This is a genomic window from Thalassospira sp. A40-3, assembly GCF_015871485.1.
Lineage (GTDB): Bacteria > Pseudomonadota > Alphaproteobacteria > Rhodospirillales > Thalassospiraceae > Thalassospira > Thalassospira tepidiphila.
Window position 1 is genome coordinate 1,486,355 of record NZ_CP065428.1, and the last position, 20,979, is coordinate 1,507,333.

The 20,979-nt window shown below is 54.0% G+C and carries 19 protein-coding genes; 11 read left to right on the forward strand and 8 right to left on the reverse strand.

The genetic code is table 11. The annotated features are described in order from the left end of the window. Nucleotides 1-70 precede the first annotated feature (70 nt). Genes IT893_RS06645 through IT893_RS06655 form a run of 3 tightly spaced genes read left to right on the forward strand, consistent with a single transcriptional unit; the run spans nucleotide 71 to nucleotide 2,575 of the window. Entirely contained in the window at nucleotides 71-523 is a 453-nt protein-coding gene (locus IT893_RS06645; protein WP_120226337.1) for a TRAP transporter small permease, read from the forward strand. After that, nucleotides 523-1,803: a TRAP transporter large permease gene (locus tag IT893_RS06650; RefSeq protein WP_197147258.1), complete on the forward strand. Its 1,281-nt coding sequence runs from the start codon at nucleotides 523-525 to the stop codon at nucleotides 1,801-1,803. Before IT893_RS06645 ends, IT893_RS06650 begins: the two co-directional genes overlap by 1 nt. A gap of 55 nt (nucleotides 1,804-1,858) precedes the next feature. Continuing rightward, nucleotides 1,859-2,575, forward strand: coding sequence for a GntR family transcriptional regulator (locus IT893_RS06655; protein WP_197147259.1), 717 nt, complete (start codon nucleotides 1,859-1,861; stop codon nucleotides 2,573-2,575). Between the two features lie 97 nt (nucleotides 2,576-2,672). Here the strand turns inward: IT893_RS06655 and IT893_RS06660 are convergent, their stop codons facing one another. Then, nucleotides 2,673-3,512 (reverse strand): NAD(P)H-binding protein, encoded by an 840-nt coding sequence (locus tag IT893_RS06660; protein ID WP_197147260.1) that lies wholly within the window; start codon nucleotides 3,510-3,512, stop codon nucleotides 2,673-2,675. A gap of 162 nt (nucleotides 3,513-3,674) precedes the next feature. Between IT893_RS06660 and IT893_RS06665 the strand changes: the two genes are divergently transcribed. Beyond that, nucleotides 3,675-4,301: a TetR/AcrR family transcriptional regulator gene (locus IT893_RS06665; RefSeq protein ID WP_197147261.1), complete on the forward strand. Its 627-nt coding sequence runs from the start codon at nucleotides 3,675-3,677 to the stop codon at nucleotides 4,299-4,301. A gap of 15 nt (nucleotides 4,302-4,316) precedes the next feature. Here the strand turns inward: IT893_RS06665 and IT893_RS06670 are convergent, their stop codons facing one another. Beyond that, nucleotides 4,317-5,387 (reverse strand): EAL domain-containing protein, encoded by a 1,071-nt coding sequence (locus IT893_RS06670; protein WP_197147262.1) that lies wholly within the window; start codon nucleotides 5,385-5,387, stop codon nucleotides 4,317-4,319. A gap of 250 nt (nucleotides 5,388-5,637) precedes the next feature. On the opposite strand from IT893_RS06670, the gene IT893_RS06675 reads away from it, so the two are divergent. The 4 genes from IT893_RS06675 (at nucleotide 5,638) to IT893_RS06690 (ending at nucleotide 10,387) form a co-directional block, all read left to right on the forward strand. Then, nucleotides 5,638-6,414: an AraC family transcriptional regulator gene (locus IT893_RS06675; RefSeq protein WP_252724099.1), complete on the forward strand. Its 777-nt coding sequence runs from the start codon at nucleotides 5,638-5,640 to the stop codon at nucleotides 6,412-6,414. Between the two features lie 113 nt (nucleotides 6,415-6,527). Continuing rightward, complete coding sequence (locus IT893_RS06680; RefSeq protein WP_197147264.1) at nucleotides 6,528-7,424, forward strand: DMT family transporter; 897 nt, start codon at nucleotides 6,528-6,530, stop codon at nucleotides 7,422-7,424. A 591-nt stretch (nucleotides 7,425-8,015) separates the two neighbouring features. After that, nucleotides 8,016-9,344, forward strand: coding sequence for a sulfotransferase (locus IT893_RS06685; RefSeq protein WP_197147265.1), 1,329 nt, complete (start codon nucleotides 8,016-8,018; stop codon nucleotides 9,342-9,344). A 68-nt stretch (nucleotides 9,345-9,412) separates the two neighbouring features. Next, nucleotides 9,413-10,387, forward strand: a complete 975-nt coding sequence (locus IT893_RS06690) for an adenosine deaminase (RefSeq protein ID WP_197147266.1) — start codon at nucleotides 9,413-9,415, stop codon at nucleotides 10,385-10,387. Between the two features lie 40 nt (nucleotides 10,388-10,427). Here IT893_RS06690 and IT893_RS06695 read toward each other — a convergent pair whose 3' ends face one another. The 3 genes from IT893_RS06695 to IT893_RS06705 all read right to left on the reverse strand — a co-directional run bounded on the left by IT893_RS06695 (nucleotide 10,428) and on the right by IT893_RS06705 (nucleotide 13,217). Beyond that, the gene (locus IT893_RS06695) at nucleotides 10,428-11,348 is read right to left on the reverse strand and encodes an alpha/beta fold hydrolase (protein WP_197147267.1); all 921 of its coding nucleotides are present in this window, start codon (nucleotides 11,346-11,348) and stop codon (nucleotides 10,428-10,430) included. A gap of 16 nt (nucleotides 11,349-11,364) precedes the next feature. Next, on the reverse strand, nucleotides 11,365-12,660 hold the full coding sequence (locus tag IT893_RS06700; protein WP_197147268.1) for a carboxylesterase: 1,296 nt from the start codon (nucleotides 12,658-12,660) through the stop codon (nucleotides 11,365-11,367). Between the two features lie 152 nt (nucleotides 12,661-12,812). Continuing rightward, nucleotides 12,813-13,217 (reverse strand): OsmC family protein, encoded by a 405-nt coding sequence (locus tag IT893_RS06705; protein ID WP_063088127.1) that lies wholly within the window; start codon nucleotides 13,215-13,217, stop codon nucleotides 12,813-12,815. A 199-nt stretch (nucleotides 13,218-13,416) separates the two neighbouring features. Here IT893_RS06705 and IT893_RS06710 point away from each other — a divergent pair, with 199 nt between their 5' ends. Together IT893_RS06710 and IT893_RS06715 are read left to right on the forward strand one after the other, a co-directional pair. Then, complete coding sequence (locus IT893_RS06710; protein ID WP_008890686.1) at nucleotides 13,417-13,749, forward strand: hypothetical protein; 333 nt, start codon at nucleotides 13,417-13,419, stop codon at nucleotides 13,747-13,749. A gap of 181 nt (nucleotides 13,750-13,930) precedes the next feature. Then, nucleotides 13,931-15,586 carry a diguanylate cyclase domain-containing protein gene (locus IT893_RS06715; protein WP_252724100.1) on the forward strand — a complete coding sequence of 552 codons (1,656 nt, stop codon included), beginning with the start codon at nucleotides 13,931-13,933 and terminating at the stop codon, nucleotides 15,584-15,586. Between the two features lie 42 nt (nucleotides 15,587-15,628). Here the strand turns inward: IT893_RS06715 and IT893_RS06720 are convergent, their stop codons facing one another. The 3 genes from IT893_RS06720 to IT893_RS06730 all read right to left on the reverse strand — a co-directional run bounded on the left by IT893_RS06720 (nucleotide 15,629) and on the right by IT893_RS06730 (nucleotide 19,349). Next, nucleotides 15,629-17,392, reverse strand: a complete 1,764-nt coding sequence (locus IT893_RS06720; RefSeq protein WP_197147269.1) for a tetratricopeptide repeat-containing sulfotransferase family protein — start codon at nucleotides 17,390-17,392, stop codon at nucleotides 15,629-15,631. A gap of 146 nt (nucleotides 17,393-17,538) precedes the next feature. Then, the gene (gene glnA / locus IT893_RS06725; protein WP_197147270.1) at nucleotides 17,539-18,948 is read right to left on the reverse strand and encodes a type I glutamate--ammonia ligase; all 1,410 of its coding nucleotides are present in this window, start codon (nucleotides 18,946-18,948) and stop codon (nucleotides 17,539-17,541) included. A 62-nt stretch (nucleotides 18,949-19,010) separates the two neighbouring features. Continuing rightward, nucleotides 19,011-19,349 carry a P-II family nitrogen regulator gene (locus tag IT893_RS06730; protein WP_007091888.1) on the reverse strand — a complete coding sequence of 113 codons (339 nt, stop codon included), beginning with the start codon at nucleotides 19,347-19,349 and terminating at the stop codon, nucleotides 19,011-19,013. A 405-nt stretch (nucleotides 19,350-19,754) separates the two neighbouring features. Here IT893_RS06730 and IT893_RS06735 point away from each other — a divergent pair, with 405 nt between their 5' ends. Further along, entirely contained in the window at nucleotides 19,755-20,927 is a 1,173-nt protein-coding gene (locus IT893_RS06735) for an aminotransferase (protein WP_063088117.1), read from the forward strand. The last annotated feature ends 52 nt before the right edge of the window (nucleotides 20,928-20,979 follow it).

A 20,979-nucleotide genomic window follows, 5' to 3' on the forward strand; every position in this document is an offset into this window, starting at 1 on the left:
TAGCCTAGCGAAAGTGCGTTGCTTTTATACCGGGCAACGCACTTCAAACTTCACAATGGAAATTGAATTGATGCTCAAGCGGATTGAGTTTGCCTGTGGCGGCATATTGCTTGTCGCTGTGGTCATTCTTGTGGCGGTGGCCTCTGTGGCGCGCGCCATGGGATCGCCGATCATCTGGTCAGTCGAAATGGCGCAACTGATCTTTGCCTGGCTTTGCATGTTGGCTGCCGACATTGCCATGCAGGAAGACCGGCATTTCGGTCTTCAGATATTGCGTGAAATCCTGTCCAAACGGGCAAGCGCATGGGTGGAAATCATCAATATTCTGGTGATTATCGGATTTCTTGCGTTCCTTCTGAACTATGCGTGGACAAACATGATTTTGATGCATCCGCGCCTGGTCGGGGCCGCGCAGATCAATGCTTCTTATATTCATGCTTCGATGGTTGTCGGCATTCTGTTGATGATCCGAACCATGGTTGCCCAACTTATTCGACGCATTCGCAACAGGGAGATCAACTGATGCTGTTGTTGATTGCAGGTTTGTTTACAGTCTTCCTCATCTGCGGGATGCCGGTTGCCTTTGCACTTGGCCTTGCCTCCATTCCGGTCTTTGTTATGACGGGTGCTATGCCGCCGACGGTTGTGATCCAGAAAATGGTCACCGCCACACAAAGCTTCCCGCTTCTGGCGGTGCCGTTCTTTATTCTGGCCGGCAATCTGATGAACGTGACGGGGATCACCCATCGCCTTGTTAAGTTTGCAAGTCTTCTGACCGGCTGGATGGCAGGCGGTCTGGCACAGGTTTCAATTGTGCTGAGTTTCATGATGGGGGGTATTTCGGGATCAGCCGTGGCTGATGCCTCGATGGAGTCCCGCCTGCTGGGCCCCAGCATGATCAAGAAAGGCTATTCCAAGGCCAATACGGCGGCGGTTCTGGCCTTTGGGTCGATCATTACCGCAACCATCCCGCCCAGCATCGGGTTGATCCTGTTTGGCTTTGTCAACGAAGTTTCCATCGGGCGGCTGTTCCTAGCCGGTGTTTTGCCGGGCATTTTCCTGACCATCGTTTTGATGATCACATCCTGGCTTGTTGCGCGCAAAAACGGCTACACGCCGGATTTGCCGGAACTTCCCAAGGCCAAGGAACTGACGGCCAGCTTCTTTGAAAGCATCTGGGCACTGGCCTTTCCGGTTATCCTGATTGTCGGGTTCCGCTTTGGTATCTTTACCGCGACAGAGGCCGGGGCGTTTCTGGTGTTCTATGCGCTGGCCGTCGGGTTGTTCGTCTATCGCGAGCTGAACTTTGCCCGGCTCAAGGAAGCCATCTTTGGGTCGATCTCTGATCTTGGCATGGTGATGTTGCTGATCATCATGGCAGCAGTGCTTGGCTATGCCATGACGATTGAACGCGCGCCGCAACAGATCACCGAATTTGTCACCACGCTGACTGAAAACAGAACCGCAATCCTGATCCTGGTTGTCGGGGTGCTGGTGGTCAGTGGCATGTTCCTTGAAGGTGCGGCCAATATCCTTCTGGTAACCCCGATCGTCATGCCGGTTCTGGTCAGTGCCGGTTATGATCCGGTGCATATGGGCATTCTGATTGTCACCCTGATCAACTTTGGCGGTTTGACGCCGCCAGTCGGCGTGATCATGTTTACGGTCTGCGGCATTTTGGGGGTTAAAACCGGGGAATACACACGTGCATCCATTCCGTTCTTTGTTGCCATGGCGCTGTTCTTCGTTCTGCTGGCAGCAATACCCGCTTTGACATTGCTGTTGCCCAATACATTGATGTAATGACAATTTCAGTCCAACAGGGGCATGTAGGCAAATGCCAGGGAGACACAAAAACATGAACACACCAACGGGCGGACTGATTTCGATGCATGACGGATCGGTGAAAACCAGCATGCATGTTCCGGCATCTGCGCTGGTCTACGAAGAAGTCCGTAACCAGATTGTTTCTCTGTCCCTGCTTCCGGAAACCACGCTTGTCCGGGCGGAATTGGCTGAAAGCTTCAATGTCAGCCAATCCCCCGTACGAGAAGCCATTTTGCGCCTTGAACAAGATGGTCTGGTGGTGTCCTATCCGCAGTCGCGCACCGTGGTAACCAAGATTGATGTTGCCCGCATCCGCGAAGAACATTTTCTTCGGGTTGCTGCGGAGTGCGAGGTCGTCCGCCAATTGGCCGAGGCCAAGGACTCCCCAGCCGTCGTCAAGGCCAAGGGCATTGTCAAAATGCAGGAAGCACTGGTTGGCGATATCGAACAGATCGACCTGTTCAAACAACTTGATGAAACCTTCCACGCGGCCTTGTTTAACGGGGTGAACCAGTCAAACCTGCATTTGCAGATCACGGCACGCAGCGGTCATCTGGCGCGGGTGCGAACCCTTGATCTGCCACGTGCGGGTAAAATGGTCTCGGTGCTTGAAGGTCACAAGGCGATTATTGACGCCGTCCAGTCGGGTGATGGCGCATTGGCAAGCTTGGAAATGCGCAAGCACCTTTCGGGCACCATGGAACGTCTTCCTCAGATCATCGAAGAAAACAAAACACTGTTTTCCTGATCTTTGCGCGGCGGTGAGGAATAGGGCCGTCCGGCAAGTAGGCATAAGATAAACCAAACGGCGCGCAGCATGATTGCAGCGCGCCGTTTGCGTTGTATCAGGCGCGTTTGGCCACGTCCCAGATGCCGGTTTTCGCAGCTTCTTCGACGAAGTTGCGCAGGCTGTTGGGTTGACGGCCAAGAATTTCATATATATCGCTGGTCGGTTGGCTGTTGCGGCCATCAAGGACTTCGGAAAATAGATAGCGGATCAGGCCACGGACTTCGTCGGGCATACCGTCTGCTTCAAGTCCGGCATCCAGTTCATCAACGGTGATGGCCACGAAACTGACCGGGTGGTTGGCAACACTGGAAATCATTTCAGTGACGTCGGCAAAGGTTACGGCACTCGGCCCCGAAAGCTCATAGGTCTTGCCGATATGGACCTGATCAAGCAGGCAAGCAACCGCGCATTCGGCAATGTCATTGGCATCAACAAACGGTTCGGGCGTGTCACCTGCGGGCAGGGCCAGGGTGCCTTGCTGGATGTAAGGCAGGAACAGGTCTTCGTTGAAATTCTGGAAGAACCAGTTGGCACGAAGCACCGTGGCATCCGCCCCGGAATGGCGCAGGGCGTCTTCAGCGCGGTGGGCGGCTTCTTCACCGCGGCCAGATAGCATCACAATGCGTTTTGCGCCGTGCATCAGCGCGCGCTTGGCAAAGCTTGCGGTGATGTCATCTGATCCCGGAACGGCAAGATCGGGCTGGAAGGTGACATAGACCGCATCGCGATCACGCAGGACATCATCCCAGGTTGTCGGATCGGTCCAGTCAAAGGCGGGTGTCGTGCTGCGTGAAACAGCACGCACATCATGACCAAGGGCAATGAGTTTTTCGGCAACGCGGCGGCCGGTTTTCGCCGTCGCACCAAGAACAAGAAAGCGGGGATTGGTTGGCATCAAATTGGCTCCTGAGTAAGGTTTTTAAAATGTGAGGAATCCTCACATTTGCCAAATGTGATAAATCCTCATATTTTGATCGTCAAGAGCTTTGGCCCATCACAAGCCTGTGAAACCTGCGCAGCGATGCCGGGATATTTCGAGGATAAAGGATCTAACGCGTTGTCTGATAACGTGAAAAAAATGCGCCGCGCACCGACCCAAAAAAGAAGTCGCGAACGGGTCGACACCATCCTGAAAGTCGCCTGCGAGCTGATTTCAGCCCAAGGCAGTGATGCCATCAAGATGGGGGAGGTCGCGGAAAAGGCGGGGATTTCCATCGGATCGCTCTATCAGTATTTCCCCGATAAGACGTCGATCATTCATGCGCTTGCCGATCGCTATAATGCCGAATCCTTGCATTGCATCGAAGAGGCGCTGGCAGAAGTGAATTCGCCAGATGCCTTGCTCGCCGCCTTTGATCGGTTGATTGATACCTATTACGAGCTGTTTTTGGCCGAACCGGTGATTTGCGATATCTGGACCGGAACGCAAGCCGACAAGACGCTGCGCGATATGGAAATGGAGGTCAGCCGTGCCAATGCGGACCTTCTGGCCAAGGCGATCTTGCGGGTTCGTGGCAATGATGGTGATTTCAAAATAATTGCCGCACGGTGTTTGCTGATCATGTATTCCGGCGAAGCCACCATGCGGCTTGCCATCGCTGTCCCGCGCAGTGAGGGCAAAGAGATCGTGGCAAGCTACAAGCGGATGGTCGGCCGCGAACTGGCGGAAATGGCCCGGGTTTAGGCGTTTCGGGCGTGGTTAGCCTGCCTTGGCAGCAAACGGTGTTGGGGCAGGGCGGCCAAGAAGGAAGCCCTGCACATAGTCAACATCGTGATCACGCAGGAAATCGAGTTCTTCCTGGCGTTCTATGCCTTCGGCGATGACTTCGATATCAAGCTGCTTGGCCAGCGCGATCAGCTTGCTGACAATTGCCTGTTTGAACTTGTCATGATCGACGTGATCGACCAGTTCACGGTCGATCTTGATGATATCGGGACGCAGTTCCGGCAACATGTTCAGCGTCGAATAGCCTGATCCGACATCATCGAGCGCAACCCGGAAACCCGAATCACGATAGGACTGAAGGATGGCGCTCAGATGTGCCGTGCTGCGGACCTTTTCGGTTTCAATCACCTCGAACACAACATTGCTGCGATCAAGATTGCATTCCTCAACGACTTCGATGGTCGAACGCAGGCAAGAATCCGGATCATAGATCGAGCTTGGGGTGAAATTGATAAACAGATTGCCTTTCACGCCTGCCTTGTGGGCATTGCGGACATTGGCCGCACGTGCCGCGCGATCAAGCTGAAACAGCAAGGTCGCGGACTGGGCTGCATCAAAAAGCTGGCCCGGGTTGATTACATCGCCGGTCGCACTTTCGCCGCGGACAAGGCATTCGTGGGCATAGGGTTTACCAAGGTCGTTGATGTCAAAAATCGGCTGAAATACCGAATTCAGCCGGTTGTCGCGCAACAGGTCACCCAGCCATTCTGCCCCGATTGCTGCACGGATCGCGCCAAGGCTTGTGATCTGGGCGATGTCATCGATTTCGGGACGCCGAACGCCTGGCATGATCAGTGCCTTGGTGTCTGACAGTTCTTCGGGAAGGAGACTGTTCGATATGGCATCAATCAGCGCTCGCAGACCCGGACGGGTGTAGTGAATGGAAAGTGTTGCAACAGACGTTGTTTTTTCGACCTCTATGCCGATTGATTTCGCACCGGCCAGGATTTTACCGGTGGTATGGGCAACTGGCGGCCAGAGAAAGAGTGTCCCGTTTGCAGGTGCGATTTCAGGAACCGCATCACATTTTTCACAATAGGTCACCTCAATCTCCCCGTCTGGTCCTTATTCGTGCCGGTGGCTTTTCCTGATCGGCAATTCTTCTGATTAACATACTGTAACATATGGTGCGCAGTGACAATAAATCCTGCATCAATCAATACATTCCTACGGCACTTTATCCTGTACGGCGATGTTTGGCGCAGGCGATCAATCAAGACGCTGCGCGAAAGGATTTATCATTGCGAAAAGCACTGATAAACTTTGCCCGTCATTCTGCGAGACGGAGGATCCGATGCAGTACAGCATGCGGCAATACCGCCCCGAAGCACAAAGCCACAGCCACGGCGATTTCCATCAGATCATCATCTCCGAGCTCGGCAAGCTTGAGATGGAGGTCGAAGGGCGTGGGGGTGAGGTGTGCGGTCGCCAACTGGCCTTTGTCGAGGCGGGCAAAACCCATGCCTATCGTGCGGAGGGGCTAAACCGCTTCCTTGTGCTTGATGTCGACGCCGATCTGGCCCATCGCACCGGTCTTGAGGCACTTTGGCATCGCCATGGCAGTGCTGCGACGTATCTTGAAGTGGGACTGGGGCATCAGAGGGGATTAGTCGCGCTGTTGCAGGCTATTGCACCGCTACACGATCAAGAATCCCAGACAGATATGCTCGATTGCCTGAAAACGCTTTTATTGCGCAGCCGTCAGAGCCGTGGCGGGAATGCCTTTGGCATGGCCGCACTGCCATCACGGCTCGTCCGTGCCATGGCATGGGCGGAGGCCCGGTTGGGCGAAGACATCACGATTAGTGATTTGGCAACCATTGCCGCCCAATCGGAGAGCAGCCTGTTTAGTGCCTTCCAAAAACATGTCGGGACAAGCCCGATGCGTTGGCTAACCGAGCAACGCCTGCAAATGGCCATGGCGCTTTTGCGTGATCCCGAAATTCGCCTTTCGATGTCCGATCTGGCAAATGCGGTCGGGTTTGCCGATCAAAGCGCCTTTTCACGTGCGTTTTCCCGCCGGTTTGGCTGCGCGCCCAGGTCGGTCCGCCGCGATCCGGCGGGCTTTTAGGGCTATACTTCCCACCAGGTCCTTGTCGCAAACTTCCGGAGTTTGGGCAAAGACCGGATCGTCAAACAGGTGCATCTTCCAGTTTGCATAATCAGCAAACTCGGATGGGCGCGATGAATGAAAAACGTAAGGCAACCTTGATCGGTTCGGTTGCCGTAATTCTTTGGGCCATGCTTGCCCTGTTCACGACCGAAGTGGCCGACATCCCGCCGTTTCAACTGGTCAGTTTGTGCTTTGGTATTGCGAGCATTTTCAGTGCGCTCTGGATCACGTTCCGCGGTGGTGATGTGGTTCGGGCCTTGCGTCAACCGCTTGGTGCCTGGGCGCTTGGTGTGGTGGGGCTGTTTGGCTATCACTTTTTCTATTTTGTCGCGCTGGCAAACGCGCCTGCGGTCGAAGCCAGCCTGATTGCCTATCTCTGGCCGCTGCTGATTGTTTTGTTTTCCGCACTTTTGCCCGGCGAACGCCTGAAATGGCAGCATATCGGGGGTGCTGTTCTGGGGGTGTTTGGTGCCGTTCTTCTGGTGGGGAAGGGGCAAGCCCTGACCTTTGATCCGGCATTCGCGCTGGGATACGGGGCGGCAATTATCTGTTCATTGCTGTGGTCAGGGTATTCTGTCGTGAACCGGCGCTATCGCAATGTTCCGGTGGGGGCAGTCTGCGGGTTTTGCGCAGGTGCCGCCATTCTTGGCCTTGTTACGCATGCTATGATCGAAGACTGGGTAATGCCTAATGCCAGACAATGGCTTGCTATTCTCGGGCTCGGACTGGGGCCGGTCGGGGCCGCATTCTTCGTCTGGGACCATGGCACCAAACACGGTGATATTCAGATACTCGGTGTTCTGGCCTATGGCGCGCCGTTGCTCAGCACCTGCTTGTTGATTGCGTTCGGCAAGGCGATTGCAACGCCGGCTATTATCGCTGGATGCACCTTGATCGTTGGCGGCGCTGTTCTGGCGTCAGCAAGCTTGAAGTCGCCCAAGGACAAGCACCAACTTCCCGTTGAGTGAGTCGATAGCCAAATCCTGTGTCACATATTGGTCACGTTTACGTGATTTTACGTAAATTCATCAATGTTTGTGCTGTGCACTATCCTGTAAATGACCTATAGTCGCTCTGTACTTGGGGAGGGGGCGTAGAACAACAATTACGCATCCAAGGACAGATGAATGACGCAGTCAAATAAAGACATTGCGCACGAAATGAAGCAGGCAATGTCAGTCGGCCAATTTGACAGGGCGGCCAAAATCGGTGCGCGGCTGTTGCGTTTGCATCCGAAAAGAACAGATATCGAAATCATGACAGCAGTCAGCGAGTTGCAAGGTAGTTATCTTGCGAACGCTGGTAGACGATTGAAGAAACTGTTTAATTCTCTCTCGCTGGATGATCGGTACTGGGGCCCCGTGGCCCAAAATTTTCTTCGATATGCATATCAGGCAAATGACTTTGGCTCATTGGAAGCCGCAGTCAGAAAGCGTATTCATGCTGCGCCGCAGAACGATTTGTTGCCCTATGTGTTGGCCGACGTATTATTCCAAGCAGAGGTTTACAAGAGTCCGGGCCTAAGCGTAGCGCCAAGCTTGTCGGAAGCGATTGAAATTTTGCGTGCTATCACCCCTGAAAACCCCAAGTTTGAAGATAGTCAGTCTTTGCTCGCACGCATTTATCTGCATCAGGAGCAGCATGCACAGGCATTTGATTTGCTTGAAGAGTATGTCGCACGCAACGCCGAAAACATGTCAGTCCGAATGTTGTTGGCATCTTCATATGCCTTGGCGGGTGAGGCTGAAAAGGCTGTTGCGGCCTGCCATCGAATCATTGAACTGGATCCTTCCTTCAGTGCCCAGCCATACCTGATCATTTCCTTTATGCGCCCGCAATCCATGCCCGAAGGTGCGAGTGGTGTTCTTGATGCAATGCTTGATAAGGCGGATATCGCAAAAGGGGAGCGTTACAAGGCGGCCTTTGCGCGGGCAAAGATCGAGGAGATGAAAGGCAACATGAAAGAGGCCTTTGATTTCTATCGGTTGGGGCATAGTGCAAACCGGTCGGAGCGGCCGTTTGATATGCCGCGCGAACTCAGGGAACTTGCACGTTTGCGTGATATGGCGGGATCGGTCCCGGTTCTGGAAGATGTCAGCTCAGAAAACGAAGATGGCCCGCGCCCGATCTTCATCGTCGGGATGCCGCGATCCGGAACAACCCTGACCGAGCGTATTCTTGGCGCCCATCCCGATGTGCATGCCGCCGGCGAAATCGGCGATTTTGCCAAGGCGGTGATTGATGTTGTCGGACGTGGCCAGATTTCTGATCAATTGGCGCGCATCGATGCCAAGGCAGCGAAGAAAATTCGCCAACAGTATCTTGCGGCACTTAAGGCCTATGCGCCCGAAAAGCGGTTTGTCACCAACAAGACACCGGCCAATTTCCTGCGTGTTGAGATGATCCGGCGCGTTTTTCCTGATGCGCCAATCATTCACACCCATCGTCATCCACTTGCGACCTGTCTTTCAATCTACACAACACCGTTTTCAATCCCGATGCGCTATTCCGACGATCTGGGGGAATTGGCCGATTACTACCGCGGCTATGTCGGTCTGATGAATGCCAGTTTTGAAGCAGATCAAAATGGCCAGTTGTATGATCTTTCGTACGAAGATCTGGTGTCTGATCCGGAAGCTGTTGCACAGGATTATTTGGCCCATTGCGGACTGGATTGGCATCCGGGATGTCTTGAATTTTATCGTGCCGGCAAAGTTGCTGCGACGGCCAGCATGATCCAGGTTCGTCGCCCGATCAATCAGGACTCCGTTGAGAAATGGCAACGGTTTGAGCCGTTTATCGGGCCGTTGGCATCCTTGGCCGATGATCCGTACGTTCAGCAAAGGAGTGCTGCGCGCAAATCATCGCGTCGTGCGGTTGCTGCGTGACCAAGCGGGTTGGTTTGGGTTAGAAGGTATCGGTTATAAGATGATGCCGACAAACCGGGAGCACCGCGATGAGCACGACCATTCCAAAGGCAGAACTGCACCTGCATCTTGAAGGGGCGATGACACCATCGCTTGTCCGCAGCTTTGCCAAGCGCAATGGTCTGACATTGCCGGGTGATATCTATGATGCGCAGGATCGTTATATTTGGCGTGATTTTCCCGAGTTCCTCAACAGTTTTGACAAAGCGAGTGCCGCCATCCGCACCAAGCAGGATTATTCCGACCTGACCTGTTCCTATCTGGTCGAGCAGGCAAAGGTCGGCACGCTTTATGTCGAGCTTTTCTGTTCGCCGACCCATGCGGCCAGTTGCGGACTGTCGTTTGACGCGCATCTTGAGGCAGTCGTTGATGGTATTGACCGTGCTGAAAAGGAAACCGGGATCATCGGCCGGATTGTCATGACCTGTGTGCGCCACATTGGGCCGGATGTTGCGGTCAAGGTCGCGCGTGAAACGGTTGATTGTCGTCACCCTTACATTGTCGGTTTTGGCATGGGCGGCAATGAAAGCATGTTCACGCAGGAAGATTTCTATCCGGCGTTCAAGATCGCCCGCGATGCCGGTCTTGGCTGCACCACCCATGCCGGGGAGGTCGAAGGACCGCAAAGTGTCTGGGATGCGATTGAAAAACTTCCTGTGACGCGGATCGGGCATGGGGTGCGGTCCATCGAAGACCCCAAACTGGTCGAAACACTGGCCAAGCGCGATATCGTTCTGGAAGTGTGTCCGGGATCGAATATCGCGCTTTCGGTGTTCCCGGATTACACATCCCACCCCTTGCGCAAATTCTACGATGCGGGGGTCAAGGTGACCCTTGGCTCTGACGATCCGCCGTTTTTCTTTACCTCGCTTGCAGCCGAATATCAGCGTGCCGAGGAGGTGTTTGGTTTTAGCCCCGAAGAGCTTGGTGGTTTGACCCGCACCGCCATCGAAGCAGCCTTTGTTGATGATGCGACCAAGGCGAAACTTCTGGCAAAGCTTTAGGGTCAAAACGCATTCAAATCACCGCCCACGTCTCCCGGGTTCACTTTTTTTGGGTGCGTGCGATGTGCGCATCAAAAAATTGCCAGAACCTGTTTCGATAAATGTCACGTTCCTGAAGAATTTCGTGGCGGGCTTCGGGGATCTCCGCGATGGTGATCGACGGTACGTTGCCAAACAGATCTTCCGTCGTCTGGTTGGAAACAACCTGATCGTTCCCGGCCAGAACAATGGTGATGGGGGGCAGGGACCGTGTGCCGGACTTCATCTGTTCGATCCGGGTGGTCAGCGATGCTTGCGCCTTGAAACAGGCATCAAGCCAGCCGGCAGAAACGCCACCAACCACAAGGTTCGGACTGTTTTGCAAGATGGCAACATTTCGCGCATAGCGGACCGGATCGGAAGTCAGAATGTTTTCAGCCTCAAACCCGGCAAGCGGGCTTAGTTTGCGTTGACCAGGCAGGTACTGTTTGTCAAATCCATACCGACACATACTGTCGGCGACAAATTGCGCCGCCAATGACAACCAGTCAGGGCCGCCCAGTCCAAAAAATGGCGCGACCATCACCACGCTTTCCCACAGATCCGGTTGATCGAGCATCATCGCCATCGCAACCAGCCCGCCGGTCGAGTGCGTTATCAGAAGCGGGCAGGAAATCCCGTAGACGTTTTTGACATGGTCAATAACATGGCGTGTATCGGCGATATATTGCGCAACATCATGGACATACCCCATGACCGGATCATTCGTTGCGCGGGACGAGCCACCGTGGCCGCGAAAATCAAAAGTTACACAGCCAAAACCACGTTCGGCAAGCTCGTCCGCCGTTTCCTGATAGCGTTCAATATACTCCCCGCGCCCCTGCAGGATCAGGACATGCTGGCGCGCGTTTTCGGGCGTCTGAACACCAAAGCGCAGATGTATCCCGTCCGGTGTTTGGAAAATGTCGGTCGCAAAAGTCATGGGGCGGCTTCAGTTCCTAGTCCTGTTCGGTGATTGCCTTTGCGATAAAGGCGGCCATTTTGTCCATCATACCCGGGAAATCGGGATTGAATGTGCCACGGCGCATTGTGCCGGGGGGCGCGTCGTCAAAAAGATTGCGTTCACCATACAGAACATCGGTGCCGGACTGGCAGTTTGAGCGGGCAGTTTCGACATCATAATGCCCGCAATCGGGGACCGCGCCATCAAGGCCATAAATGGGGTCCTTGGGGCTCATGGTAATTGCGGTGTGGGCATGGTTGAGTGTGCGCATCTCGTCGTCTTCCGAGCGGACAATTTCAATGTCGTCACAATTTGCGCTGCTAGTCGGCGGGTCAATTTTGCCTTGATACCAGATCAGGTGTTTTTGCGGGCTTTTAACCTTGTTGCAGAAGAAGTCACGCATCAGGTCGGGGTTGATGGTCTGATCGTCCGAACTGACAACGCCGAAAACCGGCACATCGAAATCGGCCAACTTTCCATGGCCAAAGGGCTTGGTCAGCAAATAAAACTCCGCTGCTGCGTTCATGGCCATCGAACCATATTTGCCCGGATCATTATTCCCGCCCTGACCGACCCAGTCTTTGACATATCGGACATAGGGGGTAAGCCAGGCCTGTTCGCTTTTGGCGGCAAGACCGGGCGACAGCATAATAAGCGCACTGACCAAATCACTGTTTGCCTGTTGTTCGCTATAGACTCGCCCAATCAAGGCGGCCCCGGTCGAAAAGCCCATCGGGATGATGTGATCGATCTCATCCCCAAAGCTGTTCATGCCGAAACGAACGGTTTCAAGCCAGTCTTCATATTCGACATCAAGCAAGTCACCCGGCACCGTGCCATGCCCCGGAAGAAGAACACCGTGAAACGTTGCACAGGGAAAACGTTGGCGCAGATTATCACGGATGTCACTTAACCAATAAGGGCTGTCGGTCAGGCCATGTACCATCAGGAAGCCAACACCATTTCCCTGCGTCCGGTCGGTTTCGTCGGTGGTGCAGGTGTTGCTCACCGGTCCAAGTGCGAAAGGTGCACGCATATCGACAACCTGATCAAGGGTATGAATGCCAAACGGTTTTTCTTCATGCGCAAATCGCGTCGCGGCAAGGACGTCGCGGAGTTGCTGGCGTGTGGAGCGGACATAATCTTCAAACGGCAGTCCTTCAGCGGGCGGAGCAATTGCGGCACCGGATGGTGAAAGCGGGTCGGCTGACTTTGCGCAGGCACCTGTCGTCAAAAGTCCCAGCAGGGCAAGGGATGCCAAACCAGTCTGAAATATGCGGGACGTACCCATGATGATTGCTCCGTTCGGTTCCCGGGATTGGACGTGGTTTTTCTATTTTTGTCAGAAGATGTTAACGCGGGAAGTCGCATGGTGCGAGAAACAAAAAAGCGATCTGGGAACAGATCGCTTTTTCATCAATATCGCCGCTATGAGTAACCGGATTATTCCACCAGTTCCCAGCTGTGGGTGACCTCTGCGGCCTTTGACAGCATGATCGATGCCGAGCAGTATTTTTCTGCCGAAAGTTCGACGGCGCGGCCGACCTTTGTTTCATTAAGGTTTTCACCCTTTACCTTGAAGTGCAGGTGGATTTTGGTGAAGACTTTCGGGTCGGTTTCTGCGCGTTCGGCCTTAACGTCTGTTTCAACATCAAGGACGTTTTCACGACCCTTTTTGAGGATATGAACAACGTCAATCGACGAACAGCCACCGATACCAAGCAGAAGCATCTCCATCGGGCTCGGGCCAAATCCGTTATCCCTGTCGCCATCCATGACGACACCATGTCCGGTACCACTCATTCCGGTGAAGGTCAGGTTTTCAAGCCACTTTACACGCGCTTCCATCTTCGCATTCCCATATGTGAACAATTGTTATCTTAACCTCTAGCCCGCCTTGCGCTTACCTGCAAGGTGCGATCATGGAAAGTCTGCCGGGCTGTGGTCGGAAATGCGACCATGAGTGGTAAGTTGTTATAGGAGTTTTTACTTTCCGGATGGATACTGGTGTAATTATTCAGATCCCTATGGTGCAGGAGTATCAGTCATGACAGAGGATCCGACGCGCAGCAAAAGCCGTTTCATGATGGGCATGGAGCATGTCCTGCGTGAGATCAATCACGAAATCATCAGCCCGGCCATTCCGGATATGTCGGTTGAAAATGCCGTGCCGCTGATGATCACCGTTGCACGGCTTCGGGCGGATTATCTGAAATTTGCCTTTCATCTTTGCGATGATCGCGCAGAGGAACACCCGACGGTGGACGAGTTGGCAAAGCTCAAGCATCTGAGAGAGAGCTTTCAGGAAATGCTGGCCGTCGCCAAGGAACTCGAACACTGCATTGATCGCGGTTACATCGATCTTCCGGCGAAAAAATAACGATATTCTGACCTGCACCCGTGTTTGATGTCCTGCTATTCAAAAAAATAATGACTTATTCTCCAGTATATGCAATGGGTTGCGCATATAAATACACAAGGCCGTCTTAAAAGGTCTGATCTGGGACATCACATAAAACACGAATAAAGGGAGAGCGCTGTTTTGCAGCGCGCCGGGTGTCTTGTCAGTCAGTGCGGATGTTGTGGCAACTGCGGCGTTGTCACGCGACAGTCTTATTTTTCTGGATCCGGACGGCCTTACCGTCGTCTATGTCAACGCGGCTGCGGAAAAGCAGCTTGGCGATGCAAAATCTGTTTTGCGTAAAGGCACAGAGGTCAAACAGCTTCTGGCCTATCTTGCCAAAAACGGTGAATTTACCGATGGCGACGCGGTAGCAGCAGTTCGCAACGCCCTTGCATCGATTTCGTCGGGCAAACATGCCGAACTTCCGGCCTTTCGTCTGGGCAAAACGCCGTTTAACTGGCATTGCGATGTCGGACCGTCCGGAACATTCGCGCTGGTGTTACGTGATGCCGGGCGGGCCCAGGAACTTGCCAAGGCACTGTCAGAACACAAGACGTTCATTCAGCACCTGATCGATGTTTTGCCAACCCCGGTTTATCTCAAAAACCGCGAAGGGGTTCTGACTCGTTGCAACGGCGCCTTTGCCGAACTGTTTGGTACGGATGTCGAAACGGCAATTGGCAAGAGAATGGCGGATTTCGCGCCCAAATCACTTGCCAAAACCGTCGGTGAACTCGAAGCCCCATTACGCGATGCCGAGGGGCAGGTACGTGACGAGATTACCTTTGCGATTGATGACAAGGAATGCACGGCCCTGTTTGCCGCCGCCACCCTCAGGGGCCCAAGTGGCGCGATTGCGGGCACCATCGGGTCATTGATTGACGTGACCAGCCTTAAGAAGGCGCAGGCCGAGGTCGCCGAGGCATCCCAGCGTCTGACCGGGCTGCTTGAAAGTGCACCGATCGGGGTCGGGATTTCCAACCGGGAAAGCGGCGTTTTCAAATTCTTCAACAGCACATTTTCCAAAATGCTCGGAATTGAAGACGAAAGCAAAGCAACGGATTCCATTCTTCTTTCCGAACGTTATCGCGAGAAGTCGCTTGAGGATATGGATGCGCTGGGCGAACTTCAGGACGTCGAGATCCGGTTGCGCCGATCTGATATGCCCGAGGCACGCTGGCTTAAAACATCGATCGAACCGCTTTCGTTCCAGGGGGAGGAAAGCGTGCTTTGGTGGACCAGCGACATCACCAAGCAAAAGCATGCCGCGCGCGAATTGCAGAACAAGGCCAATAATGATGAGCTGACCGGGTTGGCTAACCGTGCGCGCTTCATGCAGAAACTTGATCAGTGTGAAACCGTATTGCGCGGAACCGATACGCCCGCCGCGATCTTTATCCTTGATCTTGATGGTTTCAAACAGCTGAACGACACGCAAGGTCATGCCGCCGGGGACTGGGTACTTGTTGAAACCGGCAAACGCCTGAAACGTGCAGCCCGCCGTGCAGAGGAGGTGGCACGCCTTGGTGGGGACGAGTTTACCTTGCTGTTCTTGAACAAGGGCGCTGAGAAGGAAATGGCGGAGGCCGCCGAAGCCATTCTTGCCGAAATGAGCCGTCCATTTGTCTGGGAAGGACATGATTGCGATATTTCCGCCTCGATCGGCTTGGCTGTGTTCGATGGCGGCAATTGCGATATGAGCGAGCAACTCCGCCGGGCCGACAAGGCAATGTATGAAGCCAAGGCGGCAGGCAAAGCGCAGTATCGCCTCTATACCCCGGATATGGAACCCGATCTGCATACTGACGACTGAGCCGACGGGAATTCTTTTCCACGAAGTATCAGCGCGCTTGGTTCAATCGGGTTTAATGCCCAGGGCTTTCAAGAGCGGTTTGATATAGGGTGCATACGGTTTCCAGCGTTCAACACTGGTCTGATAAAGGCCCTGTCGGACCTGTGCAGCACTCGCAGTACGGACAGAGCGCTCTGTTTTGTGGAAATCCAGCATCGCGTCATCCCAGGGCAGGCCGAGAAAGTCGATCAGCCTGCGGGCTTCGGGCTCGATATTGGTGACCAGATCTTCGTAATTGATCTCGATAAACCGATCCTTTGGCAGGACGGCGCGCCAATGCGCCATCAGGTCCTCATAGGCGCGGTAAAACTCGCCCAGTTCTGTCTGGTTGCAGGTATAGACCTGCAGATTGGCAAAACGCTTGGAATAGCAAGACAGACATGTATCGACCGGATTGCGGCGACAATGAATGATCTTGGCGCCCGGCACGGAAAGCAGGATCAAGCCAACCCAGGAAAAGTTCCCCAGCATCTTGTCGATGATCAGCTTTGTCGCCGGGGTGGACGGATACATCGCGTGGACTTCTTCGCGATAGGCGTTCCCAAGTTCCGCGAGCAGCGCAGAATTACCGATTTTGTCATGGTCTTCCGGCTGACTGGGGAAAAGTGTGCCAAACAGGCGATCTTTGAATTTCGGGAATGTCCGCAACTCACCCGTTGCCAATGTTTCTGGATGACTGCCAAGAATTTGTTCAGTTAGTGTGCTGCCACAGCGCGGCATGCCAACGATAAAGGCATGAGATGGGCCGTTGTCGTCTTGTTGCGGCAGGTCTTTGAATAACTCTGCCGGAAAATAATCGGCAATCGCGCGAACCCGCCCGCAGGCAATTTTTGAATCATAGGCCTTTTGCGTCGGCGTGTTTTCGGCGAAGTCCTGACGGCGCAGCGCATTGGCGGCATCAAGATGGTGGATGGCCTGCTTTGGGTCTTTGCTGTCGATATAGGCCTTGCCAAGTGCAAAGCCGATCATCTCCCGATCAACCTTTTGCAGTACGATGTCAGCATCGTTGAGGATATCGTTCATCATTTTGATTTCGGGACTATCAGGCTTGAACTTCATGACATCGGCCAGATCATGCCAAGCACGCCCTGATGTAGGGTTTTGGGCGATGACTTTCCGGAAGCATTCCTGCGCACCTTCCAGATCGCCCATGTGGCGTTTCGCTTCGCCGAGTTGTAGCAGATTGCTTGTTCGGCGTTCTGGATCATCCGGGCCGATCTCTTCTGCGCGGGCAAGGTATTCCAGTGCTTCTTTTTCGCGCCCGACCTTAAGCAATGCTGCCCCAAGATTGTTCAATGCCTGCCAGTTATCGGGGCTGAAGCTGACGGCTTTTTCAAGGATGGTGATGCCTTGGGTGATGTGTTCGCTCTGAATAAGGTAAACGCCAAGGTCGCTATAGGTCTGCCCATGGGTCGGGAATTTGCGGATCGCGGCAAACAGGATTTGCTGAACGAGATCATACCGGCCTGCACTGGCAAAAATGCCGGCAAGTTCACGGAAATAGTCAATTTTACTGTCAGGCAGATTGCAGGCGGATTGCAGTAACTGTGCGGCTTCGTTCAGATTGCCCGTTGCGCGGTGGATTTGCGCCATCATCATCAAGGCTGGGCCGTAGCCTGGCGCGGTTGACATCGCCTGCTGTGCGCGTCCCTTGGCATCTGCGGCGTTGCCTGATGCAAGGGCGCTTTGCGCGGCCTGGATCAGTTTGTCAGCCTTTTGACGGTTGCGCTTTTCGGCGAAACTCGATGGTGATGCTGGCTTGGTCATGAAGCTGATTTAATCCCGATGCGAAAGGTAAGGTCAAGCTTAGCGGCAAAGGGGTAAGCAAACTGTTAGGGCAGGGACGGTGAAACGAAAAACGCCCGGCCAATCGGCCGGGCGTTTCGCGTAAGCAATGTCTTCCGGATGGAAGATTAGCCGCTGTAGTACATGTCGAATTCGACCGGGTGCGGAGACTGTTCGAAGCGAACAACTTCTTCCATTTTCAGGGAGATGTATGCGTCGATCAGGTCGTCGGTCATCACATCGCCTTTTTTCAGGAATTCGCGGTCTGCATCAAGGCTGTCGAGAGCTTCGTGCAGCGAACGGCAAACGGTCGGAACTTCTTTGAGCTCTTCCGGCGGAAGGTCATAGAGGTTTTTGTCCATTGCTTCGCCCGGGTGGATCTTGTTCTCGATACCGTCAAGGCCAGCCATCAGCATTGCGGTGAATGCAAGATACGGGTTGGCAAGCGGATCCGGGAAGCGGATCTCAACGCGTTTGCCTTTCGGAGACGCGGTGTACGGGATACGGCAGGAAGCAGAACGGTTACGGGCAGAATATGCCAGCAGAACCGGTGCTTCGAAGCCCGGGACCAGACGTTTGTAGGAGTTGGTCGTCGGGTTGGTGAAAGCGTTCAGAGCTTTGGCGTGCTTGATGATACCGCCGATATAGTACAGAGCGGTTTCAGAAAGGTCAGCATAGCCGTTACCTGCGAACAGCGGTTTGCCTTCGTGCCAGATCGACTGGTGCACGTGCATGCCCGAGCCGTTGTCACCGAAAATCGGCTTCGGCATGAAGGTTGCGGTTTTGCCATACTGGTGTGCAACCATGTGGATGCAGTACTTGTAGGTCTGAACAGCGTCAGCATGTTCGATCAGGGTGCCGAAAGCGATACCCAGTTCGTGCTGCGACGGAGCAACTTCGTGGTGGTGCTTTTCGCAACGCACGCCCATTTCGTTGATGTAGTTGACCATTTCGGCACGGATGTCGTTTGCCGAGTCAACCGGCGGTACCGGGAAGTAACCACCCTTCGGACCCGGACGGTGGCCGCGGTTGCCGCCTTCGAATTCGGTACCGGTGTTGTACGGACCTTCTTCGGAGTCAAGCGCGTAGGCCATGCTTTCCTGCGAGGTGCTCCAACGAACGTCGTCGAACATGAAGAATTCCGGCTCTGCGCCGAAATATGCGGTGTCGCCGATACCGGCCGATTTCATGTATGCCAGTGCGCGTTTCGCGGTCGAACGCGGGCAACGCTCGTAACCCTGGCCGGTGGCCGGTTCGATAACGTCACAAACAATGATCAGGGTCGGCTGTGCTGAGAACGGATCAACAACGGCGGTCGACGGGTCCGGCATCAGGATCATGTCAGATTCGTTGATTTCTTTCCAACCGGAGATCGACGAACCGTCGAACATGATGCCGTCAACAAAGACGTCTTCGTCGATGGTGCAGATATCCTGTGCGGTGTGCTGCCATTTACCTTTGGTATCGGTAAAGCGCAGATCGACAAACTGGATGCCTTTTTCTTTGATCAGATTAAGTACAGAAGCAGCGTCAGACATGATGCAACCCTTTAAAACTCATAAACAGTTACCGTATGGTGTTCAACGAAAGGCGTGACCGATCAGATCGCGTCGTTACCCCGTTCACCAGTACGAATACGGATCGCGTCCTCAAGTGAGGAAACGAAAATTTTACCGTCGCCGATACGCCCGGTATGAGCGGCTTGCTGGATTGCCTCAATCGCACGCTCTACCAGCGTGTCCTCGACGACGATTTCCAGCTTTACCTTCGGCAGAAAGTCCACAACGTACTCGGCGCCGCGATACAGCTCCGTATGACCTTTCTGACGTCCGAAACCTTTGGCTTCGGTGACGGTAATCCCTTTGAGACCAATCTCTTGAAGGGCCTCTTTTACCTCGTCAAGCTTGAACGGCTTGATGATGGCTTCAATTTTTTTCATTAGCGCCCTCTGCTTTTTGGCGAGAGTTGCGTTGAACTCTGTAAAGCGTAATGCTTCGCCCGCTGACTATTGCACGGACCATGCCAGTTTTCACCGGCAACGGCATTCTAAGGATTCTCTGTGCGAAAACCCAGCAAAACCCATGAAATTTTTAAGATTTTCTGGTTTGCTGGTGACTGTGTTTTAGGCAAGATGTTCAAAAAATATGCAAACACCCTGTTTGAAGGGCAGGCAGGCCGCATCAAACCTCTCCGGGCTTGCCATTCCGGGGCCATCATGCGACAGGATTTGCTATGCAAGGGTGTTGTCGGGCACAAAAATTATACCCGATGACCGGGACTCGACTGACCATGATACGACCGGGGGCCACCATCCGGTGAACGACCATAATATAAAGGACGCCTCATGACCGAATTCGTCGGCAATCCGCTTTTCGCTTCGGGCGGGATCACGATCTTCGAAGTGATGAACGAACTGGCCCAGAAACATAAGGCCATCAATCTGGGGCAGGGTGCACCGGATGAAGATGGCCCGGCTGATATTCGCGAAGCCGCCGCCAAGGCGACAATGGAGCTGTCCAACCAGTATCCGCCGCTGGCAGGTGTGCCCGAACTGCTTCAGGCTGTTGCCGACCATAACAAGCGATTTTATGGCATCGAGGTTGATCCGAAAAAAGAAGTGCTGGTCTCTGTCGGGGCGACCGAGGGGTTGGCCGATGTGATCCTTGGTCTGGTCGCGCCCGGCGATGAAGTCATCCTGATCGAGCCACTTTATGACAGCTACCTTCCGATGGTGAAGCTGGCGGGCGGCATTCCCAAACTGGTGCGCGTCACCCCGCCGCACTGGGAATTGCCACGCGAAGAACTGGCGGCGGCCTTTTCGGAAAAAACCAAGCTGATCCTGCTGAATTCGCCGCAGAACCCGTGCTCGAAGGTTTATGGCGATGACGAGCTGCAATTCATTGCCGATCTGTGCATCAAGCATGATGTGATTGCACTCTGTGACGAGGTTTATGAGCATCTGGTCTTTGACGGGCGCAAGCACAAACCGTTGATGACGTTCCCGGGTATGCATGAGCGCACCGTGCGGATCGGATCGGCTGGCAAGACCTTCTCGCTGACCGGCTGGAAGATTGGCTATATCACGGCTTGTGCAAAGCTGATGGAGCCGATCAAGAAGGCGCATCAGTTCCTTGTCTTTACCGTCGCACCCGATCTGCAACATGGTGTCGCCTATGGGCTTAACAAGGATGATGCCTATTTCGAAAACTTCACCGCCGAAATGCAGGCCAAGCGCGACTATCTGATGAAGGGACTTAAGGAGGTCGGATTTGACGTCCTTGATTCGCAAGGCACTTATTTCATCACCTGCGATTTCCGTCCTCTTGGCTATGATTGCGATGATGTCGAGTTCTGCCAGATCATGATCAAGGAAGCCGGCGTGGTCGCCATCCCGGTATCGGCCTTCTATCAGGGCGAAGACGGTGGCGTGCGCAACTTTGTGCGGTTCTGCTTCTGCAAGGACGAAGCCAAAATGGCCGAGGCGATTGCGCGGATGAAAAAGGCGTTTGCCAAGTAAGCCGTGGGCGCAAAACAAGGCATTTGAAAGAGCATCGGGCCGACATGTAAAT

Excerpts from the sequence above, each read along its gene's own strand:
- IT893_RS06645 (WP_120226337.1), top strand. The coding sequence starts at position 71 with ATGCTCAAGCGGATTGAGTTTGCCTGTGGCGGCATATTGCTTGTCGCT.
- IT893_RS06650 (WP_197147258.1), top strand. The coding sequence starts at position 523 with ATGCTGTTGTTGATTGCAGGTTTGTTTACAGTCTTCCTCATCTGCGGG.
- IT893_RS06655 (WP_197147259.1), top strand. The coding sequence starts at position 1,859 with ATGAACACACCAACGGGCGGACTGATTTCGATGCATGACGGATCGGTG.
- IT893_RS06660 (WP_197147260.1), bottom strand. The coding sequence starts at position 3,512 with ATGCCAACCAATCCCCGCTTTCTTGTTCTTGGTGCGACGGCGAAAACC.
- IT893_RS06675 (WP_252724099.1), top strand. The coding sequence starts at position 5,638 with ATGCAGTACAGCATGCGGCAATACCGCCCCGAAGCACAAAGCCACAGC.
- IT893_RS06680 (WP_197147264.1), top strand. The coding sequence starts at position 6,528 with ATGAATGAAAAACGTAAGGCAACCTTGATCGGTTCGGTTGCCGTAATT.
- IT893_RS06690 (WP_197147266.1), top strand. The coding sequence starts at position 9,413 with ATGAGCACGACCATTCCAAAGGCAGAACTGCACCTGCATCTTGAAGGG.
- IT893_RS06695 (WP_197147267.1), bottom strand. The coding sequence starts at position 11,348 with ATGACTTTTGCGACCGACATTTTCCAAACACCGGACGGGATACATCTG.
- IT893_RS06700 (WP_197147268.1), bottom strand. The coding sequence starts at position 12,660 with ATGGGTACGTCCCGCATATTTCAGACTGGTTTGGCATCCCTTGCCCTG.
- IT893_RS06705 (WP_063088127.1), bottom strand. The coding sequence starts at position 13,217 with ATGGAAGCGCGTGTAAAGTGGCTTGAAAACCTGACCTTCACCGGAATG.
- IT893_RS06710 (WP_008890686.1), top strand. The coding sequence starts at position 13,417 with ATGACAGAGGATCCGACGCGCAGCAAAAGCCGTTTCATGATGGGCATG.
- IT893_RS06720 (WP_197147269.1), bottom strand. The coding sequence starts at position 17,392 with ATGACCAAGCCAGCATCACCATCGAGTTTCGCCGAAAAGCGCAACCGT.
- glnA (WP_197147270.1), bottom strand. The coding sequence starts at position 18,948 with ATGTCTGACGCTGCTTCTGTACTTAATCTGATCAAAGAAAAAGGCATC.
- IT893_RS06730 (WP_007091888.1), bottom strand. The coding sequence starts at position 19,349 with ATGAAAAAAATTGAAGCCATCATCAAGCCGTTCAAGCTTGACGAGGTA.
- IT893_RS06735 (WP_063088117.1), top strand. The coding sequence starts at position 19,755 with ATGACCGAATTCGTCGGCAATCCGCTTTTCGCTTCGGGCGGGATCACG.